The sequence below is a fragment of the Hamadaea sp. genome (assembly GCF_013362815.1).
Classification (GTDB): Bacteria; Actinomycetota; Actinomycetes; order Mycobacteriales; family Micromonosporaceae; genus Hamadaea.
Map to the genome: position 1 here is coordinate 25106 of NZ_JABFVK010000024.1, position 24507 is coordinate 49612.

A 24507-nucleotide genomic window follows, 5' to 3' on the forward strand; every position below is an offset into this window, starting at 1 on the left:
CCCCACGGACCTGCCGGTGGCCTCAGGCGAGGTCGAGACGCGGAACGACCCGCTCGACGAACTCGCTGGTGAACTCGACCGGATGCCGGTCGGGCATGACCTGGATCTCGGCCGCCCCGAGCCCGGCGTATGCCTCGGCCTCGGCCACGAAGGCGTCTACATCGGACAGCGCGGGCCGGGTCATGAGCACGGTCTTGGTGATCGTGTCGTAATCGCGGCCTTCGTCGTCGCAATGCCGGCGCAGGACGTCGAGCTTGTGCGCGATCGCCTCCGGACCCACCCCGAAGAGGTTGCAGGCGTCCGCGTAGCGAGCGACCAGCCGGAGGGTCTTCTGCTCGCCGCCACCGCCGATCAGGATCGGAGGATGCGGCTGCTGGAGCGGCGCGGGCGAGCAGAGCGTCTCGGCGAGCTGGTAGTGCTTGCCCTCGAACGGCCCGTTGTCGTCACTCCAGAACTGTCGGCAGATCTGGAGCGTCTCCTCAAGGCGCTCGAACCGCTCGCCGACCGGAACCACCGGAATACCCAGCGCGGCCTGCTCCCGCTCGTACCAGGACGCGCCGAGCGCGAGCCGGGACCGGCCCCCGGACAGCACGTCGAGGGTGGTCACGATCTTCGCGAGGACCCCGGGGTTGCGGTACATGACGCCGGTGACCAGCAGGCCGAGGGTCATGCGCTCGGTGATCGCGGCAAGGTAGCCGAGCGTTGTATATCCCTCGAGCATCGGCTCCTCGGCCGTGCTGGTCGGCGTCTGCATCTGGAAGAAGTGGTCCATCACCGTGAACGACGAGAACCCGGACTCTTCGGCCAGCCGGGCGGTCTGAGCCAGCGTCGGCGCGATCGCCGCGGGTTCGGCCGGGATGGTGAAGTTCCAGTAGTGCAGACCGAGTCTCATCGAGTCACCTGCCACTTTCCTAGTACTGCATCACGCAGTAGACGACGGTCGGATGGGTGAACCGGTACCACCGGTTCCACTTGTACTTGGTAGTGCAGCGGTCGCCGTTGGACGCGCCCGGCACGATGTCGATGACGTGAACAGTGCCTTTCGCTTTGCACTTCGACGCCGCGACGACCCAGCCGGACCCCTTGGGGAACTTGTAGCAGTAGGTCTCGACCAGATACAGCGCCAGGCAGAGCCGATAGCCGTCGACGGTGATGTACGGCGATTCGGGGTCGCTGCAGGTGCCCTGCGAGTAGTCCGTGGACAACACCTTATAGGTACCGCGGCTGCCGTTGCAGTTGCCGATTCCGAGGAAGTCGCCCTGCTCGTTGACGGAGATGCAGTCGCCGACCTCGACCGGCGAAGGCGGCGGGGCGGCTTCGGTCGTCTCGACCACGGTCGGCGGCGAATACGACTCGGACGGGTACGCATAGCTCGACTCGGTGGGCGAGGTGGAGGAGTGGGCGACCGGATCCTTGGAGTCTCGCAAGAGGAACCAGCCGCCGGCGCCCAGGCACCCGCCGACGAGGCAGAGCGCGAGGATGCCGCCGACGATGCCCAGGACCAGGCCCGTCTTCTTCTTGGGCGGCGGTCCCGGCGGGCCGAGCGGAGCGCCCGGAGGCACCGGCGGACCCAGCGGCGGGACCGGAGCGCCGGTGCTGAGCGTGGGATAAACGGCAGTCGGTTCCGTACCCGGGCGGTTCACCGGCGAACCGGGGTACGCCGGCGAACCGGGATATCCCGGCGCCGGCGGTTGCTGCTGGTAGCCGGGCTGGTTCCACTCCGGAGGCTGGTTCCACTCCGGATAGCCAGGCTGATTCGGCGGAGGGGGTGTGGTCACCCGCCGAGTGTCACACAGGTGATCCACAGCTCGCCAACCGCCGGAGGGCGGGACAGCCGTCCGGCCGTCCCGCCCTCGTTCATCTATCGGCTATGCGACTTTCACGCGACACACGGGTTGCCGCTGGGGTGCAGCGCCGTGCCGTGAATGTCGGCCGTCGACTCCGCCAGCACCACGTCCGTCAGCAACGTGTCGAGCACGACCGCCTGCTGAGTGACCCTGGTCCCGGTGGTGGTCGTGCCGTTGAGCTTCAGCGATCCGACGACGAGCGGAATCGTCAGCGGAGCGCTGCCGACCGTGACCGCGACACCGTTGATCTTCAGCGACGCGATCGACGACGAGCCGGCGAAGGTCGGCACGAGCCCGCTCGGGCCGCTGGTGCAGGTCACCGAGGCCGACGACTGGATGACGCCGAGTTCGATGGTGACCAGGCCGCCGACGGTGATCTTCGTGGACTCGATCTTCGCGGTGGATAGCGCCTTGTCGCCGAGGACCGGGACGATGTTCTGGTTGTCCGGGCTCAGGTCGGTGCCGGCGGTGATCACCTTCGCGTCGACGTTCACCAGACCGGAGGTGAGGTTGACGCTCGCCACCGTGCCGGAGTCGTCGACACAGGGCAGGTCGGCCGGGTTCGCCTTGCCCGCCTTGAGGCCGGCCAGGTTCAGCGCCGTCGCCGAGCAAGAGAACACGCCGTTGCGGTCGGAGTCGACGATGGTGCCGACGCCGGTCGGGTCGGTCAGCGCCGCACCGCTCGGCGAGGACAGCGTCACGGTGAACGTCTCGTTGTTCTCGTCGACGGCGTCGTCGACGATCGGGACGGTGATCTGCTTGCTGGTCTCCCCGGCGGCGAAGGAGACGACGCCGTTGGTGGCGGCGTAATCGGCCGGCGCGGTCGCCGTCCCGTTACTCGTGGCGAAGTTCGCGCTCACGGGGAACGGCGCGGGCGCTGACAACGAGACGGTGAACGTCGCGTTCCCGGCGTTCTCGTCGACGGAGACGTCGTTGATGCTCAAGCCGGGCACCACGACCGTCAGCTTCTGTACGTAGCCGCGACTCGTGCCGTCGATGAGGAAGTCCACCTCGCAGTAATGCGTACCGGCGACGGCGTTGGCCGCCACGTTCACGGTCTCGGTGAAGTGCGCGTCGTCGCCGCTGGTCACGACCTGGCTGGTCGGGTTGAACGACAGCGACAGCGGCGGACCGCAGCCGAACGGGGTCGGAGTCACGGTCACCTTGATCGCCTGGATGCCGGCGAGGATGGCCTCCGAGACCTGGTCCGACGGCACGTTGTTCAGCAGCACGCCGCCCGTCGCGTTCACGATGTCGGTGAACTGGCCGCTGGCGTCGAGGTTGCCGACGTTCACGGCGACGACCCGGACGTTGGCCGCCTGCAACGCCGAGATGGTGTCGGCGAGCGTGTGACCGTTGCTCGGGTCGTGTGACGGCGCGTCACCGAAGATGACGATGATGCGCGTGCCGTCCGGCCGGAACGTGACCGCGCCGGTGGACAGCTCGTACAGCCCGTTCAGGTCGGCCTCCGGCAGGTCACACCCGCCGCCGGCGCTCCACAGGTTGATCCCGGCCTGCACCGCCGCCGGGTCCGCCGTGATCGCCTGGTCCACCTTGAACGGCACGGCGTCACAGTTGAAGTCCTTGTACTCCGCGACTCCGAACTGCGCGGTCGGCTGAGCCGAGCTGATGGTGGAGAGCACTCCGGCGGCGTTGGAGCGGACGTCGCCGATGGCGGCGCCCATGCTGCCGGTGGTGTCGGCCAGGAAGACGATGTCGGGCTTCGGCGGCACCGTCGGCGTGTGGACGGTCTTGGCGATCTCCGCCGACCCGCCGGGTGGCAGGGTCAGGTTGACGTAGGCGGGTTCGACGCCGGGATCGGTCGCCGCGGCCGGAGAGGCCGCGAAGGTGAGGCCGGAGGCGAAGGTCGCCAGCGCCACGAGGGTCACCCCGGTACGCAGGCGTCCGGACCGTCGTCGGTCGGTCAGGAACATGGTCGCTCCTTTCGCGGGCAGCCGTCATCGGATCGCATTTCGAGACGCGGATGACGACCCCGATGCGACGGCCAGTGGTGTTGGATGTCCACAGTCAAGTAAATGAATGACGTGCCATCAACTCTTGACTATCTCCACTGGCTGTGCCGGATGATCTCCGTACGCTCAAACACCGTCCCTAGTGGAGCGGATTGGCCGGGGAATGGGGGCCGAACGGCCGATCCGACGGGAGTGGTTTTCACGCCTTCACGACTCGTCACGTGAGAATCCCACGCGATTCATGTCCTCCTGTCGGCACTCCGACAAGGCCGTAACGTTTAGCTAATGGTCGCTGATTATTCCGTCGGCCTTCATTCCCGGCTCCGCGGCGACGTGCACCCGATACGTCGTGCCGGCGCGCAACCCCGTCCAGCACCAGATGTGCCAGCCGCCGGCGGTCCACGACGCTTGGACGGGGTGATAACCCGCGCCCTCCACCGTCACGGTCGCCGGACCGGAGGTGCTCAGCAGCGCGCACGCCCGACCGGTCGCGGTCACGAAGGCGGCCGCATCGGCGGCGTACGCGACGGGCAGTGCCCGGATGTCGCCGGGCTCACCGGCGTCGGCGGAACGGTTCAACGGCTCGACGGCGGTGAGGGCGACTGCGGTGGCCCGACCGGCCGCCTGCGCCGACCGATCCGCGTCTGCGGCCGCCGCCGCCCGATTTCCGGCCCGCTCGGCGGTTGCCCGGGCGGTCATCGCGATCGTCACGACAACCGCCGCCAGCAGCGCAAGGCCGATCTTCCTCGCAAACGTGTGCGTCACCGTTCCTCCCCAGGATCACGCGGTCACGCTGATCGAACGCGCGTACTAATATCCTTTCACGACAGTGACTCCGCGTCAACGCTGTTGCGGCCCTTCCGGGCTTGAGTGATTCGGTGTTCACGCTGCTCAGGGTCCACGACGCGGTAGGAGATGTGCCACAGTGCGATCACTACGAGGATGGCGGCGACCGCCCAGCCGGGCAGCGGCCCGCCGAAGGTACCGAGCAGGAGAGTGAAGGCGACCGCCGGGAAGCCCCAGCCGAGCACCCAGCGCACCGGTACGCCGCCGCGCGCTCCGGTGATCGTCGCGGTGAGGAAGTAGATCGCGGTTCCGGCGCAGAGAATCCAGCGGTCCGAGGTCGGCAGGTGTCCCTCGGGATGCGCCGCGATGAGGCCGAGCCCGGCGGAGATCGCCACGATCGCGCCGGTCATCACGTAATGGGCGGGCAGCGTCAGCCGCAAGGCGAACGTGCGCGCGCCGTAGTTCGGCAGCGAGCTCGAGCCGTACTGGAGGGTCAGGTACCAGATCGCCACGAGCAGTCCGAACCCGGCGATCACCGACAGCCACAAGGCGCTGCCCCACTCCGGTACGCCCGCCGCCGCGCCGACGAGCTGAGCCACCGCTTCGCCGAGCACGATGATGACGAACAGCCCGAGGCGCTCGCCGAGATGCGAGACGTTGGGCTGAGCCGCCTTGATGTCGGGCAGGTCCGGGAGGTGCTGGAGTTCGATCCGCGGGTCGGGGGCGAGCCGGCGGATCAGTATGCGGGCGAGCCGGCGGATCCATAGGTCGCGCTGCTTCTGCTGTTCCTTCTGCTCGGCCGCGATCTGCTTGTCGGGGTCGAGGGAGAGGACGAACGAGGTCACGATGTCCAGTGCGATCCCAGCGAACCACCACCAGTACCGCGAGTCGGCCAGCCACAGCGAGACGATCCACGGGATCACGCCGTTGCCCTGGCGGGCGGCCGGCCAGTCGGTCGGGACGAGGTTCGACCGCTTCCAGGTCAACGCCGCGAGCACCCGGCAGAGCACGTATGCCAGCACGAACACCTGATAGTCGTTGCCGTGCCCGTGTACGGCGTGCGGAATCGCCGCGGCCATGACGGCGATGCCGAACATCGCGACGAGCAGGGGCACTTGGTTGACGCGGTCGCCCCGCACATTGGCGTACAGGCTGAACGAGGTCCACACGCTCCACATCGCGTAGTACAGGATCGCGAAGACGGCGATCTGCTTGAGGCTCACGTCCTCGTGAAGCAGGTGGGCCAGTTGCGCGACGGCGGCCACGATGACCAGGTCGAAGAAGAGCTCGAGCCAGGTGGCGTGCCGTTCCTCGACGGCGGCGGCGGGGTTGGACATGATCGGAACTATCTCACCAGCCGGTTCTGACGACCGGCCCGGATCATGCGAAAAACCTTAACGGTCAATGTCCATTGCTTCGTGAAGCAATTACGGTGACAGCTTCCGAGAGAAGGGAACCGTTATGGCACACCGGATTCGGCTCGCGCTCGCCGGCGCCGTGCTCGCCCTTGGGGCGGCGGCGATCGCCACCCCCGCCCACGCGGCGAGCCTGGTGACCTGCGAGAGCGAAGGCGGCTACTACGACTGCTACCTGCCCAGCGGCTACTACGGGCAGGTCTGGTACTACGACGGCGTGCACGTCGCCGGGGCCGACAACTACAGCTCCATCGGTGGTAGCTGTGTCGTCGGCACCAAGCACAACGTTCGCGTGACCTTCGACGGCGGCGGGCGGTCGAGCACCTCGTTCACCTGCGCCTGACCTTCTCGCGCTTTAAGCACGCCTTGGGCGCGCTTTGAGGTGCAGATCAGGGATATGCATGCTTCCCGAGCCGGGGAAGGCTGCAAATCCCTGATCTGCAGGGAACAAACATCTGCAGGGAACAAACATCTGCAGGGAACAAAGGTGGCGTTGACATCGAAGGAGCGTCATACGACGCTGTGGGAGCGCTTCCACTCCACGGAAAGCCCATGGCGGCGAACGCCCACGAACAGAAGGACGCCCGACGATGAGAAAGAGCCGCATCGCCCTGCTGGCTATCACGCTGGCATCGGCAAGCCTCGCCGTCCCGACACAGGTCGCGACGGCCGAAGCCGGACAAGTGACGGTCAGTGTCAACGCTAGAGCGGGGTTGGAGAGCGTGAGCGACGCCGCCATCGGCGTCAACCACGCGGTCTGGGACGCCAACCTCGGCACGAACGCCGTCGCCGACCTGCTCAAGAGCGCCGGTACGCAGATCATGCGCTACCCCGGCGGGTCCTATTCGGACATCTACCACTGGAAGACGAACACCGCGCCGGGCGGCTATGTCGCCCCGGACACCGACTTCGACCACTTCATGAGCGGAGTCCAGCGGGCGAACGCGCAGGCGATGGTGATCGCCAACTACGGCACCGGCACTCCGGAGGAGGCCGCCGAGTGGGTGCACTACGCCAACGTCGAGAAACACTACGGCGTGAAGTACTGGGAGATCGGCAACGAGCTGTACGGCAACGGCCACTACGGCGCGAACTGGGAGGCCGACGACCACGCCGACAAGAGCCCGGCCGGGTACGCCACCGTCACCAAGCAGTACATCCAGGCGATGAAGGCGGTCGACCCGTCGATCAAGGTCGGCATCGTGCTGACCACTCCGGGGAACTGGCCGGACGGCATCGTCGGCGGCGGTGACGCCGGGACCTGGAACCAGGTCGTCCTGCAGATCGCCGGTCCGAGCGCCGACTTCGCCATCCTGCACTGGTACCCGGGCGGCTCGACCGGGCCGGAGGCGTTCTCGAAGACCGCGCAGGTGACCGACGCCGTCTGGCTGGCTCGCCGGCAGATCGCCAAGTACGCGGGGAAGGATCTCGGCATCGCGCTCACGGAGATCAACACCGGGTACGGCCAGAACACTCAGCCGGGCGCGTTGTTCGCCGCGGACGCGTACGCGAGTCTGACCGCGGCCGGCGTGTTCAGCGTCGACTGGTGGAACGTCCACAATGGTCCCGGCACGGTCTCCACAGTGGCCGGTCACACCGACTACGGCGACTTCGGTCTGCTCTCCAGCGGCGTCTGCGCCTCCGACGGCACCACGTGCGAGCCGGCGCTCAACACGCCCTTCGGCCCGTACTTCGGCATCTCGCTAGCTGCGCGGTTCGCCCCGCCGGGCGCCCAACTCGTTCGGGCCGTCGCGAGCGATCCGATGGTCAAGACGCACGCCGCGCGTAAGCCCAACGGCGACCTGTCCGTCCTGCTCGTGAACGAGGACGAGACGAACTCGAAGTCGGTCACGCTCAGCTACGCGGGGTACTCGCCCGCCGCCACGGCGCAGGTCGCCAGCCACGGCAACGGGGACACCGCGATCGCCACCAGCACCGGCACCGCGACCTCGGTCACGCTCGCGCCCTACTCGATCACTGTGCTCACGCTGCACCCGTCCGCTGCGGTCACCGGTCCCGCACAGCCGGGCCGTCCCACGGCGTCCGCGGTGACGGCTTCCGACGCCACGCTGACCTGGCCGGCCGGGGCCGCGGGACTCAAGTACGAGCTTCACCGGCAGAACGGCGTGATCACCGAGCAGTGGGGCGAGACGACCGGCACGACCTTCACGGTCCACAACCTCACCCCCGGCACGCGCTACACGGCCAACGTCATCGCCCGCGACGCTTCCGGCAAGGTCTCGTGGGCCTCACCGCCCGTGACATTTCAGACTGGTACGCCCAGCGCAGCGCCCTGCGCGGTGACGTTCGCCGACGTGAGCGACTGGGGCAACGGCTACGTCGGCAGTGTGGACATCACGAACACCGGCACGAACGCGATCGACTCCTGGAACCTCGCCTTCACCTGGCCGACGGCGTGGCAGCAGCTCAACAGCGGCTGGAACGGCACGTGGACCTCCACGGGCTCGTCGGTGCTCGTCTCGAACGCCGACTTCAACCGCACCATCGCGCCCGGCGCAACCGTCAACGTCGGCCTCGTCGGTGCATACCAGGGTCCGAACGTGCTGCCCGCGTTGTTCACGTTGAACGGCGCTCTCTGCACGACTCGCTGATCCTGTGCCGTCCCGCCGCGTCGTCCGTTCGTTCAGCGGGCGCGCGGCGGGGCGGTGCTTGCCCGCACGACCAGCCGGGTCGGGACGAGCGTCGTGCCCGTCTCGTGTTCGGCGCGCTCGATCTGCCGCAGCACACCCTGTACGCAGCGCCGGCCGACCTCGGCGAAGTCCTGGTGGACCGTGGTCAGCGGCGGGATGAACGAGTTCGCCTCCGGGATGTCGTCGAAGCCGACGACGCTGACGTCGTCCGGAACGGATTTTCCCCGTTCGTGCAGCGCGCGCAGGATGCCCAGGGCCATCTGGTCGTTGGCGGCGAAGACGGCGGTGCACGAGGGTTCGTCGGCCAGCCGGAGACCGGCCCGATAGCCGGACTCGGCCGACCAGTCGCCGGGCAACTGCGGTGGCACCGTACGCCCGGCCGCCTCCAGCGTCTGCCGCCAGGCGAGCGCCCGGCGGTTGCTGGCGAACGACTCCTCGGGGCCGGTGACGTGCCAGACCGTCTCGTGCCCGAGGTCGAGCAGGTGGGAGACCGCTTGCCGGGTGCCGTCGGCCTGGTCGGTGTCGACCACGCTGTAGAGGTCGCCAGCGTCGGAGTCGGCCACGACGACCTGCACGTTGGGCGGCAGCGTCACGGTGGCCGCGTCCAGCAGGTGCACCTCCATGATCACGATGATCCCGTCCACGGCCAGCTCGCCCAGCCGGGTGAACGCCCCGAGCACGCTGTCCTGGGTGGGCACCGCGACCGGGATCAGCGTGATCGCGTACCCCTCGTGGGCGGCATGCGTGGCGATGGCCTCGAGCGTGCGGCTGTTGCCGGTGCTGGCGAGCGAGAAGAGGATGACCCCGATGGTCCGGAACGCGCCGCGCTTGAGCGCGCGCGCCGCGCTGTTGGGGCGATATCCGAGTTCGCGCATGGCCGCGAGGACCTGCTCGCGGGTGGTGTCGACGACGCCCGGGCTGCCGTTGGAGACGCGGGAGACGGTCTGGGAGGAGACACCGGCGAGCCGGGCGACGTCGGCCATCGAGACCCGTCGAGGCTGTGCCATGGTCGCCGCCCTCCCGTAACGAATCCGAAACCCCCGCTTGACGTCCCCGGCGGCCCGGTGACAGTATCACCGCGCCGATGTTTACGTAAACATCCAGCAAGGTCACAGGATGTAATTCCTGGTGGCGCGCTATGTTTACGTAAACATCGCGATCCTACCGGCGAAGTCTGAGAAGGAGGGGGACATGGCGGTCCTCGCGCCTCCGGCGATCCAGCGCTCCGGCCCACCGGGCCGATCCGGAGCCGCCCGGCGTCGTCGGAGCTGGACGGGATGGGCGTTCGTCGGCCCGTTCATGGCGGTGTTCGCCTTCGTCTTCCTCGCCCCGATCGGGTACGCGATCTATCTGAGCTTCTTCCGCACGAAGCTCATCGGCGGCACGAGTTTCGTGGGGCTGGAGAACTACCAGAACGTCTTCACCGACTCGCAGTTCTGGTCCTCGTTCGGCCGGGTCGCGCTGTTCCTGTGCGTACAGGTGCCGATCATGCTGTTCCTGGCCCTGCTGGCAGCGCTGGCGATCGACAGCGGCCGCCTCTACGGCAAGTCGTTCTTCCGCGTGACGATCTTCATGCCGTACGCCGTCCCCGCAGTGGTCGCCACGCTCATGTGGGGCTTCATGTACGGGCCGCAGTTCGGCCTGATCGGCAACATCAACGACGCGTTCGGCTGGTCGTTGCCGAACCCGCTCGGTCCCGGCTGGCTGCTGGCTTCCATCGGCAACATCGTGACGTGGGAGTTCGTCGGCTACAACATGCTGATCTTCTACAGCGCCCTCCAGGTCATCCCCCGGACGCTCTACGAGGCGGCCGAGCTCGACGGGGCCGGTCAGGTCCGGATCATCCGCTCGATCAAGCTGCCGGCCATTCGCGGCGCGCTGCTCATCGCCACGATCTTCTCGATCATCGGCACCTTCCAGCTCTTCAACGAGCCCGCGATCCTCAAGAGCCTCGCGCCGAACGTGATCACGACCTACTACACGCCCAACATGTACGCCTATTCGCTGTCGTTCGCCGGTCAGCAGTTCAACTACTCCGCCGCCGTGGCGATCGTCATGGCGCTGCTCACCGCCATCGTCGCGTACGCCGTCCAACTGCGCGGCCTGCGGAAGGAGCGCGTCCAGTGACCACGGCCCGGGCGCGTAAGCGCAGTACACTGCTGACCGCGTTGACCGCGATCATGCTGGTCTACAGCCTCGTCCCGCTCGTGTGGCTGTTCATCAACTCGACGAAGTCCCAGGCGAGCCTGTTCGATTCGTTCGGGCTGTGGTTCTCCGGCGACTTCTCGCTGTTCTCCAACATCCGCGACACGCTGACCTACGACGACGGCGTGTTCGTCCGCTGGCTGCTCAACACCCTGCTCTACGTGGTGCTCGGCGCGGGCGGGGCGACCGCGCTCGCCACCCTCGGCGGGTACGCCCTCGCGAAGTACGACTTCTTCGGCAAGCGGGCGGTGTTCGCCGTCGTCATCGGCGCGGTCGCGGTGCCGACGACGGCGCTGGCGGTGCCGACCTTCCTGATGTTCTCCAAGCTCGGCCTTACCAATACGCCGTGGGCGGTGATCATCCCGTCGCTGATCTCGCCGTTCGGGCTCTATCTCATGTGGACCTTCGCGGCCGAGGCGATCCCGGGCGAACTCATCGAGGCGGCTCGCGTGGACGGGGCCGGGGAACTGCGGACCTTCCTGAAGGTATGCGTACCGCTGCTCGCTCCGGGCATCGTCACCGTCTCGCTGTTCACCATGGTCGCGACCTGGAACAACTACTTCCTGCCGCTGATCATGCTCAAAGATCCCGACTGGTATCCGCTCACGCTGGGCCTGAACTCCTGGAACGACCAGGCCGCGACCTCCGGCGGGCAGGCCGTGTTCAACCTCGTCATCACCGGATCGCTGCTCACGATCCTCCCGCTGCTCGCCGCTTTCCTGCTCCTGCAGCGCTATTGGCAGTCCGGTCTGGCGGCCGGTGGCGTCAAGGACTAGCTCCGTTCCCCGATATTCCCTGATTTATCGAGTCATCCCTTGAGAGGACCATCATGACGATCAACCGACGCGCATTCCTCCGGGGCACCGCGGCCCTCGGCACCGCGGCCGCCGCGGCGGCCGCCCTCGCGGCCTGCGGCTCCGACGACGACAGCGGCGACAACCCGACCGTGTCGGCGAACGACGTCGACGCCGCGCTCGCGGCCGGCGGCACGCTGACCGTCTGGGCCTGGGAGACCACCCTGAAGCAGGTCGTCACCGCGTTCCAGGCGAAGTACCCGAAGGTCACCGTCAACCTCGTGAACGCCGGCACCGGCGACAAGCAGTACACGGCGCTGCAGAACGCCATCTCGGCCGGGTCGGGCGTACCGGACCTGGCGCAGATCGAGTACTACGCGTTGCCGCAGTTCGCGCTCGGCAAGTCACTGGTGGACCTCTCCGGTTTCGGCGCGAACTCCCTCGACGGCACCTTCACCCCCGGCCCGTGGGCGTCGGTGAAGTCCGGCGGCGTCACCTACGGCCTCCCGATGGACTCCGGCCCCATGGCCTTGTTCTACAACAAGGAGGTCTTCGACAAGCACGGCATCGCCGTCCCGGCGACCTGGGACGAGTACGTCGCCGCCGCCAAGAAGCTGCACGCGGCCGACCCGAAGGCGTACATCACGAGCGACACCGGTGACGCGGGTTTCACCACCAGCATGATCTGGCAGGCCGGCGGCAAGCCGTTCCAGGTCGACGGCACCAACGTCAAGATCAACCTGGCTGACGACGGTTCCACCAAGTTCGCGAACCTGTGGCAGCAGCTCGTCACCGACAAGCTCGTCGCGCCGATCAGCGGCTGGAGCGACGCCTGGTACAAGGGCCTCGGCGACGGCACCATCGCGACCCTGGTCATCGGTGCGTGGATGCCGGCCAACCTGGAGTCAGGCGTCGCCGCAGCCAAGGGCAAGTGGCGCGTCGCGCCGATGCCGCAGTGGACCGCTGGCGGCGCCGCGACCGCCGAGAACGGCGGCAGCTCGTTGGCCATCCCGAAGCTCGGCAAGAACAACGCGCTCGCCTACGGCTTCATGAAGTACGCCACCACCGGCGAGGGCGCGCAGATCCGTGTCGACAACGGCGCGTTCCCGGCGACTACCGAGCAGGTCAACGCCGACGCGTTCAAGAACAAGGAGTTCCCGTACTTCGGCGGCCAGAAGGTCAACGAGGTGCTGGCCCAGGCCGCTTCGGGCGTCGTCACGGGCTGGTCCTACCTGCCCTTCCAGGTGTACGCCAACAGCATCTTCAACGACACCGTGGGCAAGGCGTACGTCTCGAACACCACGTTGGCCGACGGGCTGAAGGCGTGGCAGGACGCCTCGGTCAAGTACGGCAAGGAGCAGGGCTTCACCGTCAACTGAGCCATCCCCTTCGCCGCGGGCGGGCGTGCCACCCCGCCCGCGGCCCCCTCCGGACGACACCGAACGACACGTGAACGACACCAAGGAGAGCACCACCGTGACCGCCCCGCAGTGGCTGCGCCGCCCCTCCGGCGCCGCGCCGCGCCTCTCGTTCGGCGCCGACTACAACCCGGAGCAGTGGCCCCGTGAGGTCTGGCAGGAGGACGTACGCCTGATGCGGGAGGCGGGGGTGGACGTCGTCTCGCTCGCCATCTTCTCCTGGGCGAAGCTCCAGCCGGCGGCGGATCGGTGGGACTTCGAGTGGCTCGACGAGGTGATGGACCTGTTGCACGCCAACGGGATCGGCGTCGACCTGGCCACCGCGACCGCGTCGCCGCCGCCGTGGCTGACCGCGAAGCACCCCGAGATCCTGCCGGTCACCGCGCTGGGGGAGACGTTGTGGCCGGGCGGACGGCAGCACTGGCGGCCGACGTCGCCGGTCTTCCGGCAGTACGCCCTGGCGCTCGTCGACAAGTTGGCGACGCGATACAAAGACCACCCGGCCCTGGTCGCCTGGCACGTGTCGAACGAGCTGGGCTGCCACAACGTCTACGACTACTCCGACGACGCCGCGCGGGCGTTCCGCAAGTGGCTGCGCGACCGGTACACGACCATCGAGGCGCTGAACCATGCGTGGGGCACCGCCTTCTGGTCCCAGCAGTACGCCGTCTGGGACGAGATCCTCCCGCCGCGCCTCGCGGCGACGCACCCGAACCCGACGCAGCAACTGGACTTCAAACGGTTCTCCGACCACGCCTTGCGTGAGCACCTCCGGGCCGAGCGAGACCTCCTGCGGCAGCACACCCCCGACGTCCCGATCACCACGAACTTCATGGTCATGGGCGAGATGAAGACCATGAACTACCCGGTCTGGGCCGACGACGTCGACTTCATCGCCAACGACCACTACGTCGTGCCGGGGCCGCAAGCTCAGGACGAGCTGTCGTTCTCGGCCAACCTCACGAGCAACATCGCGGGCGGGCGGCCCTGGTTCCTCATGGAGCACTCCACCAGCGCCGTGAACTGGCAGCCGGTGAACGTGCCGAAGAAGTCCGGGGAACTCATCCGAGATTCGCTGACGCATGTCGCACACGGAGCCGACGCCGTCTGCTTCTTCCAGTGGCGGCAGTCCGCGGCCGGAGCCGAGAAGTACCACTCGGCCATGGTCCCGCACGCCGGGCCGGACAGCGCCGTCTTCCGTTCGGTGACGCGGCTCGGTGCGACGCTTCGCGACCTCGCGCCCGTCGCCGAGGCCGTCCGCGAGCAGTCGCCGGCCGCCATCGTCTTCGACTGGGAGTCCTGGTGGGCCGTCGAGGCCGACTCGCACCCCACCAACCGGCTGAAGTATCGGCAGGAAGCGCTCGACTGGTACACCGCCTTCCTCAACCTCGGCATCCGGGCCGACGTCGTGCCGCACGGCACGTCGCTGGGTGCGTACCGGATGGTCGTCGCGCCGATGTTGCACGTGCTCAGCGAAGGCGCAGCCAAGGAACTGCGCGACTACGCGGAGAGCGGCGGCCACCTGGTCACGACCTATTTCTCGGGTGTCGTGAACGAGCACGACCACATCTGGCTCGGCGGTTACCCGGGCGCACTGCGCGACCTGCTCGGCGTCCGGGTCGAGGAGTTCGCCCCGCTGCTCGACGGCGAGGTGGTTCGGCTCGACAGTGGACTGTCCGGCACGACCTGGTCCGAGCGCGTCGACACCGCGAGCGACGTCTCGGCCCTGGCTCGCTACACCGACGGCGAGCTGGCCGGTTATCCCGCGATCACCCGCCGGATCACCGGGACCGGCTCCGCGGCGTACGTCTCGACGCGCCTCGGGGCCGCGGGTCTCACCCGCGTCCTGGGCGACCTGGCCGCCGCGGCCGGTCTGGACAGCGACCTTCCCGCTTCCGTGCGCGGTCAGGTCGAGCTAGTGGTACGCCGAAAGCAGGGAACCAGGTTCGCCTTCTTGATCAACCGCACCACCCGGCCGGTGACAGTCGCCGGATTGGCGGGGCAGCCGCTGGTGGGCCGCGTTGCCGGGGGAGCCGTCGAACTGGAACCCCGTGGCGTAGCCGTCCTTTTCGCGCGATCATGAACTATCGGGCATGATCGATCGGTGTGTCGTGTCCGCAGGAGCCTGATCGTTCCGGCCGGAACCTGATCAACTAGCGCTGAGCACCTTCCGGAAAGCCTCGGCGCTGGCGGTACGGCCGGTGGCGCGCTCGTAGCGGCGTACCAGGTCGCGGGTGCGAGCGTGCCGTCCCCAGCGGCGATCGGCGCGCAGGATCAGATTCCGCCGGGGCGGCGGGAAGGCCGTAATCAGCGCGTACGCCAGCGTGGCCCGGTCGACGCCGAGCTCCGCGAGCAGCCAGGAGACGCCGGGGTCGATCGCGACCAGCGTCTGCGCCAGATGTTCCGGACGATGATCGCGTTCGCGCCGGGCCAAGGCCAGCCGAAGTGATGCCTCGTACGCCGCCTGCGCGTCCAGTCCGAGCGGCGGATCCAGGGCGGCACATCGCCGACGGGCCTGACGCGCGCCGAACGGCAACAGCGGTTCCCGGAGCGGTGGCTGATCCAGCAGGGCCAGGCCGCACCGGTCGAGAAGGTGATCCAGGTCGACGCCGAGGACGGCGAGCGCCGCTCGATCTGCCGCCGCACCCGCGCCGCCCGGCCCGCAGGTGTGGACGGCGTGGCGAACCGCCTCGAACGTCACCCGAGCCGCACCGAGCACAGTAGACACCCGACCGGCGGCGGTCAGGCTCAGCAGGAGATGCTCGCTGCCGACGCGGTTCGATCCGGCGTCGCGCGCGAGGCGGAAGGCTCGGCCGACGGCGCGGGCGAGATCGGGATGGTCACCGCGGAACATTCAGTCCTCCCCGTGGTACTTGCGATGGACGGTCTGCTTCGTGACGCCCAGCCGGAGGGCGATGTCCCGCCACGACCAGCCGGCCCGGCGGGCGGCGGCGACGTGCTCGGCCTCCAGCTGCTCGACCAGCCGCCGGAGCCGGGCGACCGCTCGGAGCGCGGCGTCGGGATCAGTCCCGCGGACGGCGTTCTCCAGGTCGGCCAGCTCTACCATGTCGTCAGCATATGCTGACGCCCGAGCATCGTCAACATATGCTGACGATGCTCGGGAGGACCGCCGATCAGGCGGCGAATCCGCCGTCGACGGTGATGACAGTGCCGGTGATGTAGCGACCATGATCGCCCGCCAGGTGGGCGACGGTCGCGGCGATGTCGTCCGGGGTGCCATAGCGGCCGAGTGCGGTGATGCCGGTCAGAAAGGCAGCGGCCGGGCCGTCGGCCGGGTTCATGTCGGTGTCGATCAGGCCTCCGTTCACCATGGTGGCCGTGATTCCCCTGGGCCCGAGTTCGCGGGCCAGCCCCTTGGTGAGTCCGATCAGAGCGGATTTGCACATCGCATACAGGGTCATGCCGTCGGCCGGAACCCGCTCGGCCAGAGCACTGCCGATGGTGATGATCCGTCCACCGGCCGTCATCTGCCGGGCGGCGGCCTGTGCGGCGAGGAACACCGCCCGGACGTCGACGGCGATGATGTCGTCGAGTTGCTCGAGGGTCACCTGGTCCAGTGGGCCGCCGGTGAAGATCCCAGCGTTGTTGACGAGGATGTCGATCCGGCCGAGACCGGTGACGGTCTGCTCGACCGCCTCCGCCGCTGCCGACGGCTCGGCGTTGTCGGCCCGAATGACCAGTGCTTTCCCGCCCTGGGCCGCGATCTGCTCGGCGACGGCCTCGGCCTTGTCCTTGGCGTTGACGTAGGTCAGCGCCACGGCCGCGCCGTCGCCGGCGAGCCGCTGGGCGATCGCGGCCCCGATGCCGCGGCTGCCCCCGGTCACGAGGGCGACCTTTCCGGCGAGTCCCGTCATCGGGCGTCTCCTCTCAGGGTGGGTTCGGCGGCCGGACAGTCGTGGTAGGCCTCGATGCGCCATCGTCCGTCTTGTTTGGCCAGCACCCAGGTCACCAGTGAGATCGGCCCGGCTCCGCCGGGGAAATCGGTGCTGCTCCGACTGATGACGATCGCCACGTCGGCTTGGATGAACCGCAAGCTCTGCAGCGTGTGGACACGCTTCGAGCCGTGCAGCGGCCCGGCGAACGCGCCGGCCATGCTCTCGGTGATGGTCGCCTTGCCCGGCAGGAAATAGCCGGGCAGGATCGCGGTCGCGTTCTCCGCGTACGCCTCGGCGAAGGCCTCAGCGTCACCGGCGGCCCAGGCGCTGGCGACGGTGTCGAACACGGCCCGGATCGCGTCTTCGTCCTCGACCAGGCTCATCGGGGTCACCTCCGGGTCCTGTCGGGTGCCGTTCACGGCTTGGGCACGTATCGGCGCACGGCCACCTGGCCCGGGAACAGCTCCTCACCGGCGATCTCCAGCTCCTGCGGTTCGGTCAGGTCGCGCCACAGGGGAACTCCCCGGCCGATGACCACCGGGTACACGTCGAGCAGGTACTCGTCGATCAAGTCGGCCGCGATCAGGGTGGCCAGAAGTTCCGGCCCGCACATGAGGAGCAGGTCGGCGCCCGGCTCGGACTTGATCGTGGCGATCGACGCGGCCACGTCGCCCCGGAGCACGGTGACGTCGGCGGCTTCGGTCAGCGTTCTGGACGCCACGAATTTGGGCAGGTTCTTGACCTGAGTCGCGTACGCGACCTCGGCCGCCGTCGCGGGTGAGTGCGGATGCCGGCCGTTGACCGCGACGCTCTCCCAGTAAGGCACGTACTTTTCGAAGACGGTGCGGCCGAAGATCAGGCCGCCCAAGGCGGCGAACGTTTCCGCGTAGGACTTCTGCAGTTGCTCGCTCCAATGCGGGCCGAAGCGCAGGTCGCCTTTCAGGTCGGCGATGTGGCCGTCGGTAGAGACGAGCATGCGCACGATCAGTTTTCGCACTGTGTTCCCCTTCGTGTTCTCGGACTTCCGGCGATGTAGACGACGGCCGGCCGGAAAATCACCGATGAGGATTCGGTGCCTGGAACGTCTATATCGGCGTGGTACCACAACTGATGGATGAGGCGACCTTCACCGAGCTGGCGACACGGCTGCGCCGGGAGCTTCATGTCCACTGCTACCGGATGCTGGGTTCGTTCGACGAGGCCGAGGAGGTCGTCCAAGAAGTGCTGCTGCGCGCCTGGCGGGGACGCCACGATTTCGCGGCGCGCTCCTCGGCCCGCGTGTGGCTGTACCGCATCGCGACCAACGCCTGTCTGGATCAGATCAGGCGGCGTGCCCGGAGCACGCCGCCGAGCGGCAGATCAGCGGAGCTTCCGGAGGTCGCCTGGCTCCAGCCGTATCCGGATCTGCTCCTCGACGAGGTCGCCACGGCAGCGGATCCAGGTGAGATCGCGGTCGAGCGGGAGACCATCGAGCTGGTGTTCGTCGCCGCCCTGCAACTTCTGCCGGCCCGGCAGCGAGCCGTCCTCATCCTGCGAGACCTGCTCGACTGGCCGGTCGACAAGATCGCGCCCGTCGTGGCCGCCAGCGTCACCGCGGTCAACAGCGCGCTGCAGCGGGCGCGGGCCACCGTGCGAGAGAAGCTGCCGCACCGGTCGGAGTGGAAGCGCCCGGCCGGACTGACCGACGACGAGAAGCAGCTACTGCGCCGATATGTCGCGGCCCATGAACGGGGAGACATCGATACGGTCGTCAGCCTGCTGCATGCCGACTTGCAGGTCTGGATGCCGCCGGATCCACGCATCTGCCGCACGCGGGCCGCGTACGTCGAATTCGCCTTCTCCGCACCGCCGCCGGGGCGGTGGCGCGTACGCCTGACCTCGGCCAACCGGCAGCCCGCGGCGGCGTTCTATCTCAGGCGGGGACAGGACACGTCGTTCCACCCGGTGGCGGTGCAGGTGCTGCGCCTGGAGTCCGGGCTCATCACACAGATCACGGCATTTCGCCAGCCCAACCTGTTCCCGGTGTTCGGGCAACCGGCAGCCATCGCCGGCGCTCTGGAATCCGACTGGTAACGAACGCCGCCCTGCCGTCGGCCGACGCCGAGCGACAGGGCGGCGAGTCACCACATCACCACTGCGAGGGCGGTGGCGGCGTGACGACCGGCGGCCGGTCGTCGCAGGTGATGGTGTTGGGCAGTTCCCACGACGCCAGCCAGGGCCCGGTGGTGCCGCCGCCGTCGTTGCCGCCGAGGTCGGTCACCGAGAATTCCGACCCCGCCGGGGTGAAATGGAACGTGCCGCAGTTGTTGATGCCGACAGCGCCGACGTTGCGAGCGTCCACATTGGAGAAGGTGGCCGACCCGGCGACCCGGGCGCTCAGCACCGAGGTGCCGGTGCCGTCGACCCGGATGTCGGCGAAGTGCACGTTCGAGATGCCGTAGAGGTCCTTCACCGGCCAGTCGCTGACCAGCATGATCGCGTTGTACATGCTGTCCAGGTAGTGGTCGCCGGTGACTCGGATGTCGGCGTCGATGCTCTTGTCGAGCGCGTAGATCCAGATCGCGCCCAACCCGATGTTCCAGTTCAGTTCATACGTCCCTGCGCGTACCACCGTGTTGTCGGTGATCGCCAAGCCGCCGGTGAAAGCGGTGGCGTTGAACCGCGAGCCGATGTGCAGGCCGCTGCCCTCGCGCAGCGGGTCGGCCACGAGATTGCCCACGACGGCGTTGTCCGTGCCGCCGTAGATCGCGATGCCGTTGGCGAGCGTGGGTGTCTGAACAGTGTTGTGGCTGAACGTGTTGCGCGCGTTGGCCGTCGTCTCGGACCACATGGCGAGGCCGTCGTCACCGGTGTTGCGGACGAAGTTGTTCGTCGCGTCCGAGTCGGTGACGCCGACATGGAAGTTGAGACCGTCGGCGATCTGGTCGGCGATGACGTTGCCCCGGACCGTCACGTTGCTCATCGGGCCGTCGAACCACAGGCCGACCTTGGTGTGGTGGAGGTAGAGGCCCTCGATCGTCGAGTCGCTCATCGCGCCGCCCACGCCGTTGACCTGGTCGGTGTCGATGCGTTCGCGGACGTCGCCCTCGATGGTGAAGCCGGACAGCCGCACGTTGTGGCTGCCCCCGGCGGAGGCGTCCTTGCCGTAGAAGCCGACTCCGGTGTGGACGGAGCCGTCCGGCGCGGGCTCGGACAGTGCCACCTCGTGGCCCTTGACGATCGTGTACCAGCTGCCGGCGCCCTCGATGGTCACGTCGTCGACGACGATGTGCCGGTTGACCTGATAGGTGCCGGGCGGGAGGTACACCGGCAGGCCCTTGCGCTTCGCGTACGCGATTGCGCGGTCGAACGCGTCCGAGGACTCCCGGCGGCCGGTCGGGTCGGCCCCGAACAGCAGTACGTTGGCCGCCTTGAGGTTGACCTGGGGCAGGCCGACCAGCTGCGAATCCAGCAGGTCGATCACGGTCCACGCGGCGTTGGTGCCGGCCGGGGCGGTGAGCTGGACCTTGCTCCCCGCCGGGTACGCCTTTCCGAGCAGCAGGCGCTGTTCGTCGTAGAAGTGCATGGGGCGGAACGGAGTGGTGATGACCGGCTTCGGATCGGTATACGCCGGAACACAGCCGCACTCGGTGATCCACCAATCCTCGTGCAGCAGTCCCGCGGTGGGGTCGTTGCTGAACGGGTACTGGTTGTAGAGCCACGAGTACTGCGAGGTCAGCGTCATGGTGCGCTTGTTCTTGCCGTTCACCGTGACGTCCAGCGGAGCGGTGATCCCGCCGCCGGTCGGGGCGTCTGGGATGCTGTAGCGCACGGTGAGGGCATTGGCCGTGGCCGGCAGCGTGAACTCGACGTACTGACCGGGGGCCAGCTGGACCGCCGTCCGCCCGGAGGCCTCCGCGGGCAGTGTGTACGCCTGCCGGCTCGGGCCGATGACGGTGCCGGTGGTGGCGGCGTTCTCCGCCTCCTGCTCGGCGAACGGGACCGCCGCACCGCGCCCGGCGACCAGGGCCGGGTCGAGCGCGGCCCGCGTGATCACGGGTCCGGCCGCCGCCACGGCGGGGGACGCGCCGACGACCCCGCTCGCGACCAGGCCGCTCGAGATCACGGCTCCGGTCGCGAGGAGGGCGAGGGCTTTCTTCCTGTGCATAGACCGCTCTCTTCCGGGACTGGGGATAGAGACTGGCCTACGGTAAGACTCGCGTACGCGGCGAGACAATAGCCGATCAGTTGATGAAACTTCCCGCGTAAGTCAGTGCAAGAAATTGACTCAGTCCCAGTGCCGGGCGTTCGTCTCGTCCAGCGAGTCGTCCGGCACGACGCAGAACACCAGGCCGGCGGGGTCCTGCATGATCCACCACGGGCCTGACTCGCGTACGCGCCGAGCACCGAGCGCCTCCAGCCGCGTCACCTCCGCCTCCACATCGGTCGCATGGATGTCGAGGTGTACGCGAGCCGTCCCCTCGCCGAGCCGTTGCACGAGCAGGCCGAGCCCGTCCGGGGTGAGCTTCGTTCCGCTGAAGTCGGGAAACCGTTGGAACACCGGCAGTTCGCGGCCGATCGCACCGGCCCAGAAGGCGGCCTCGGCGTCATGGATCTCCGGTGGAGCGTCGATGACGATCTGCGAGATGCGGCTGTAATGCGCCACGGCTGACTCCCTCCTCGATGATCTGCAGGGCAAAAGCAGGCTACGGCAGATCGGGGTTGACGGATTCGGCCCACGGGTGGATAGTGAGGCTATCCGATAATGGAAAGCACCGCTATCCGCTAGGGACCTAGAGGAGCAACCATGCGCCGCCTGATCCGCCTCCACCCGCCACTGATGATCACCGCCCTTCTCATGGCCGCCCTTACCGTCTGGTGCCTGATCGGTCTCGCCGTCGACGATCGCGTGCTGCTGGGCGTACCGATCTGGTTGAAGCCGCTGAAGTTCTCGATCAGCGTCATGATCTATTCCGTCACCCTCGCCTGGCTGATCTCGCTGTTGACCAAGCGTCGCCTGGCCTCCGCGATGGGGACCGTCATCGCGGTCACCGCGCTCATCGAGCTGGCGGCCATCGTCGGTCAGGCCGCCCGGGGCCACCGCAGCCACTTCAACTTCGCGACCACTTTGGACGGAGCGCTGTTCACCCTCATGGCGATCAGCATCGTCGTCCTCTGGCTCGCCACCGTTGTTGTGGCGGTCCAGCTGATCCGACAGCGCATCGCCAGCCGACCCGCGGCGTACGCGATCCGCGCGGGCATCGTGATCGCGATCGCCGGACTGGCTGAGGGCTTCTTCATGACCCGGCCCAAGCCGGGCCAGATCGAAACGGCCAGCAGCGGCGGCGAGCGGATCTTCGGCGCGCACTCCATCGGCGTCGCCGACGGCGGCAACGGCCTACCGTTCGTCAACTGGAGTACCGAGGGCGGTGACCTGCGCGTCGGTCACTTCATCGGGATGCACGCCCTGCAAGCGCTGCCCTTGTTCGCCCTGGCCCTGATGCTGCTGGGTCGGCGCTTCGGGCGGCTCGCCGACGAGCAGACCCGGGCTCGGCTGGTGCTGACCGCCGCGGCGGCGTACGCCGGACTCACCGCGCTGGTCACCTGGCAGGCGCTGCGCGGGCAGTCGATCGTCCACCCGGACGGACTGACCTGGGCGGCTGCGGGCGTCCTCGGCGTGGTGGTCATCGCCGGCATCGGCTGGAGCCTCACCCGCGTCAGCGCACCCCTGGCCAAGGTGGCGACCCGGTGAGCTGGTTCGCGATCGCCTTCCCGCTCACCGTCCCGTTCTGGGCGCTGATGATCCTGCTGCCGAAGTGGGGCTGGACCAGCCGGATCATCGCCTCGCCGCTGATCGTGCTGCCGGTGCTGGTCGCCTTCTTCGGCGCGGTGGCCCCCATCCTGCCCGACTTCGCGGCCGAGATGCTCAACCCCGACCTCGACGGCGTACGCACCCTGCTCAGCAGCGACGCGGGAACGTCGGCGGTGTGGGCGCAGGTGCTCGCCTGGGATCTGTTCCTCGGGCGGTGGATGTACCTCGACAGCCGCGAGCGGAACATCCCGGTGCTGATCATGTCGCCGCTGCTGGTCCTGACGATCCTGCTGTCGCCGTTCGCCGTCGTGATCTACCTCGGCCTGCGCGCCGTCAAGCGCCCGACCGAAGAGATCACCTAGTCTTCCCGGCATGAGCTACGACCTGATCTTCGCGCGGTTGGCCGAGGGCCAGAGCTGGGAGGACTTCCTGGCGGCGGAGCCCGACGGTGCGGACGCCCCGCTCGACCCGGTGACGTGGCGGCGGGTCGTCCAGCGGGTCCGCGAGATCCTGCCGGGCGCGACCGAGTCGGGCGACGAGCTGGATCACGAGGAGACCGCGATCCAGCTCTACTGCCAGGCCGACACCGCGCAGCTGCATGTGCCCTACTGGTACACGGGCGATGCGGCCCGTCGCGTGGTCACGCTGCTTTACCGGGTCGCCGCGGTGGTCGCGGAGGAGGCCGGACTCACGGCCTTCGATCCCCAGGTCGAGGCGCCGGTCACCGCCCAGCGCATCGACGATGCGGTGGCTGCCTTCGACAGCGTCGCCGCGAGCTTCGCGGCGAATTAAGCTCCGCGCGCCAACCGGTTCTCGTGCACGCGCAGGTTCGCAGTCGCAAGATCCAGAAGCGGCGTCGATACGCCTAGAGCACTGGCCCTGGCGGTGAGGTCGCCGAGGATCTGCTCGGCTTCGGTCGGCTGACCGGCGACGAGGTCGCGATAGAGGGAAGCGGTGTCGGCCGAGCCGGCCCGCGAGGTGAACGCGATGACGTTCGCCAGGGCCGGTTCGGGCATCGGGTGCCCGGCGGCGGCGGAGACCTGCGCGGCTTCGGCTGCGAGCTGTGCGCCGAGCTGCCCGGCACCCGCCTCGACCGCCTCGCCGACGGTTCCGCGTACGAGAGTGTTGAGCGCGCCGAGGGTGCTGATGAAGACCCACTTGTGCCACATCGCCGACCGGATGTCGGGGGAGACGGCGAAGTCGAAGCCGGCATCGGCGAGAACCTCCTCGACGCGGCGTACGCGATCGGAGACGCCGCCCGCCAACTCGCCGATCGTCATGTCGGAAAGCGGCGCGAGCTGCACGATGTCGCCCTCGTCGTCGAGGGTGGTGATCACCCGAACGACGCCGCCGAGCACCCCGTCCGACCCGTACGCCTTGGCCAGCCCGTCGAGGTGAGCCAGTCCGTTGAGGAACGGGACGACCACCGTACGCGGTCCGACCGCCGCGGCGGTGTCCTCGACGGCCTGCGGCAACGTCGTCGCCTTCACCGACATGAGCACGATGTCGTAGTGCCCGGCGAGCTCGGGTGCGATCACGAGGTTCGGCGTCACCACGGTCTCCCGGCCGAGGCCGGTGATCCGCAGTCCGCGTACGCGAAGCTGCTCGGCGCGCCGGGGCCGGACCAGGAAGGTGACGTCACGCCCGGCCTCGTGCAGCCGCGCGCCGAAGTATCCGCCGGTGGCACCGGCTCCCACGACAAGAATCCGCATGCGGCGGACGTTACCAGTT

The 24507-nt window shown here is 68.3% G+C and carries 24 protein-coding genes; 10 read left to right on the forward strand and 14 right to left on the reverse strand.

The annotated features are described in order from the left end of the window. Positions 1–22 precede the first annotated feature (22 nt). The 5 genes from HOV77_RS13735 to HOV77_RS13755 all read right to left on the reverse strand — a co-directional run bounded on the left by HOV77_RS13735 (position 23) and on the right by HOV77_RS13755 (position 5943). The gene (locus tag HOV77_RS13735) at positions 23–892 is read right to left on the reverse strand and encodes an LLM class F420-dependent oxidoreductase (RefSeq protein WP_290862087.1); all 870 of its coding nucleotides are present in this window, start codon (positions 890–892) and stop codon (positions 23–25) included. A gap of 19 nt (positions 893–911) precedes the next feature. After that, positions 912–1778 (reverse strand): hypothetical protein, encoded by an 867-nt coding sequence (locus HOV77_RS13740; RefSeq protein WP_290862089.1) that lies wholly within the window; start codon positions 1776–1778, stop codon positions 912–914. Positions 1779–1879: 101 nt separating this feature from the next. Further along, positions 1880–3781: a Calx-beta domain-containing protein gene (locus tag HOV77_RS13745; RefSeq protein WP_290862091.1), complete on the reverse strand. Its 1902-nt coding sequence runs from the start codon at positions 3779–3781 to the stop codon at positions 1880–1882. Positions 3782–4102: 321 nt separating this feature from the next. After that, positions 4103–4585, reverse strand: coding sequence for a hypothetical protein (locus HOV77_RS13750; RefSeq protein WP_290862093.1), 483 nt, complete (start codon positions 4583–4585; stop codon positions 4103–4105). Positions 4586–4641: 56 nt separating this feature from the next. Beyond that, positions 4642–5943, reverse strand: a complete 1302-nt coding sequence (locus HOV77_RS13755; protein WP_290862095.1) for a low temperature requirement protein A — start codon at positions 5941–5943, stop codon at positions 4642–4644. Positions 5944–6067: 124 nt separating this feature from the next. On the opposite strand from HOV77_RS13755, the gene HOV77_RS13760 reads away from it, so the two are divergent. Next, complete coding sequence (locus HOV77_RS13760; RefSeq protein WP_290862097.1) at positions 6068–6364, forward strand: hypothetical protein; 297 nt, start codon at positions 6068–6070, stop codon at positions 6362–6364. A gap of 247 nt (positions 6365–6611) precedes the next feature. Continuing rightward, entirely contained in the window at positions 6612–8633 is a 2022-nt protein-coding gene (locus HOV77_RS13765; RefSeq protein WP_290862099.1) for a cellulose binding domain-containing protein, read from the forward strand. Between the two features lie 32 nt (positions 8634–8665). On the opposite strand, the gene HOV77_RS13770 is transcribed toward HOV77_RS13765, so the two are convergent. Beyond that, positions 8666–9679: a LacI family DNA-binding transcriptional regulator gene (locus HOV77_RS13770; protein WP_290862101.1), complete on the reverse strand. Its 1014-nt coding sequence runs from the start codon at positions 9677–9679 to the stop codon at positions 8666–8668. Between the two features lie 184 nt (positions 9680–9863). On the opposite strand from HOV77_RS13770, the gene HOV77_RS13775 reads away from it, so the two are divergent. The 4 genes from HOV77_RS13775 (at position 9864) to HOV77_RS13790 (ending at position 15172) form a co-directional block, all read left to right on the forward strand. Next, positions 9864–10799, forward strand: coding sequence for a sugar ABC transporter permease (locus HOV77_RS13775; RefSeq protein WP_363260199.1), 936 nt, complete (start codon positions 9864–9866; stop codon positions 10797–10799). Between the two features lie 53 nt (positions 10800–10852). Next, positions 10853–11653, forward strand: coding sequence for a carbohydrate ABC transporter permease (locus HOV77_RS13780; protein ID WP_290862152.1), 801 nt, complete (start codon positions 10853–10855; stop codon positions 11651–11653). A 53-nt stretch (positions 11654–11706) separates the two neighbouring features. Continuing rightward, positions 11707–13050, forward strand: coding sequence for a sugar ABC transporter substrate-binding protein (locus HOV77_RS13785; RefSeq protein WP_290862103.1), 1344 nt, complete (start codon positions 11707–11709; stop codon positions 13048–13050). A 70-nt stretch (positions 13051–13120) separates the two neighbouring features. Beyond that, positions 13121–15172 carry a beta-galactosidase gene (locus HOV77_RS13790; RefSeq protein ID WP_290862105.1) on the forward strand — a complete coding sequence of 684 codons (2052 nt, stop codon included), beginning with the start codon at positions 13121–13123 and terminating at the stop codon, positions 15170–15172. A gap of 66 nt (positions 15173–15238) precedes the next feature. Here HOV77_RS13790 and HOV77_RS13795 read toward each other — a convergent pair whose 3' ends face one another. From HOV77_RS13795 to HOV77_RS13815, 5 genes are all read right to left on the reverse strand, one after another. After that, positions 15239–15943 carry a Clp protease N-terminal domain-containing protein gene (locus HOV77_RS13795; protein ID WP_290862106.1) on the reverse strand — a complete coding sequence of 235 codons (705 nt, stop codon included), beginning with the start codon at positions 15941–15943 and terminating at the stop codon, positions 15239–15241. After that, entirely contained in the window at positions 15944–16156 is a 213-nt protein-coding gene (locus tag HOV77_RS13800) for a helix-turn-helix domain-containing protein (RefSeq protein WP_290862108.1), read from the reverse strand. Positions 16157–16223: 67 nt separating this feature from the next. Beyond that, positions 16224–16964 carry an SDR family oxidoreductase gene (locus HOV77_RS13805; RefSeq protein ID WP_290862110.1) on the reverse strand — a complete coding sequence of 247 codons (741 nt, stop codon included), beginning with the start codon at positions 16962–16964 and terminating at the stop codon, positions 16224–16226. Then, a complete protein-coding gene (locus HOV77_RS13810; protein ID WP_290862112.1) occupies positions 16961–17368 on the reverse strand; it encodes an SgcJ/EcaC family oxidoreductase in 408 nt (135 codons plus the stop codon). The genes HOV77_RS13805 and HOV77_RS13810 overlap by 4 nt, the downstream gene beginning before the upstream one ends. A 32-nt stretch (positions 17369–17400) precedes the next feature. Then, positions 17401–17982: a dihydrofolate reductase family protein gene (locus HOV77_RS13815; protein WP_290862114.1), complete on the reverse strand. Its 582-nt coding sequence runs from the start codon at positions 17980–17982 to the stop codon at positions 17401–17403. A gap of 113 nt (positions 17983–18095) precedes the next feature. On the opposite strand from HOV77_RS13815, the gene HOV77_RS13820 reads away from it, so the two are divergent. Next, positions 18096–19058: an RNA polymerase subunit sigma-70 gene (locus HOV77_RS13820; RefSeq protein WP_290862116.1), complete on the forward strand. Its 963-nt coding sequence runs from the start codon at positions 18096–18098 to the stop codon at positions 19056–19058. 55 nt (positions 19059–19113) lie between these two features. Here the strand turns inward: HOV77_RS13820 and HOV77_RS13825 are convergent, their stop codons facing one another. Further along, on the reverse strand, positions 19114–21132 hold the full coding sequence (locus HOV77_RS13825; RefSeq protein WP_290862118.1) for a glycosyl hydrolase family 28-related protein: 2019 nt from the start codon (positions 21130–21132) through the stop codon (positions 19114–19116). A gap of 120 nt (positions 21133–21252) precedes the next feature. Next, positions 21253–21630 carry a VOC family protein gene (locus HOV77_RS13830; protein WP_290862120.1) on the reverse strand — a complete coding sequence of 126 codons (378 nt, stop codon included), beginning with the start codon at positions 21628–21630 and terminating at the stop codon, positions 21253–21255. 141 nt (positions 21631–21771) lie between these two features. On the opposite strand from HOV77_RS13830, the gene HOV77_RS13835 reads away from it, so the two are divergent. Genes HOV77_RS13835 through HOV77_RS13845 form a run of 3 tightly spaced genes read left to right on the forward strand, consistent with a single transcriptional unit; the run spans position 21772 to position 23568 of the window. Continuing rightward, positions 21772–22716 (forward strand): hypothetical protein, encoded by a 945-nt coding sequence (locus tag HOV77_RS13835; RefSeq protein WP_290862122.1) that lies wholly within the window; start codon positions 21772–21774, stop codon positions 22714–22716. Next, positions 22713–23138 carry an ABA4-like family protein gene (locus HOV77_RS13840; protein ID WP_290862124.1) on the forward strand — a complete coding sequence of 142 codons (426 nt, stop codon included), beginning with the start codon at positions 22713–22715 and terminating at the stop codon, positions 23136–23138. The genes HOV77_RS13835 and HOV77_RS13840 overlap by 4 nt, the downstream gene beginning before the upstream one ends. 10 nt (positions 23139–23148) lie before the next feature. Further along, positions 23149–23568 (forward strand): hypothetical protein, encoded by a 420-nt coding sequence (locus HOV77_RS13845; RefSeq protein ID WP_290862126.1) that lies wholly within the window; start codon positions 23149–23151, stop codon positions 23566–23568. Here HOV77_RS13845 and HOV77_RS13850 read toward each other — a convergent pair. Beyond that, the gene (locus tag HOV77_RS13850; protein WP_290862128.1) at positions 23565–24488 is read right to left on the reverse strand and encodes a ketopantoate reductase family protein; all 924 of its coding nucleotides are present in this window, start codon (positions 24486–24488) and stop codon (positions 23565–23567) included. The genes HOV77_RS13845 and HOV77_RS13850 overlap by 4 nt on opposite strands. Positions 24489–24507: the final 19 nt, after the last annotated feature.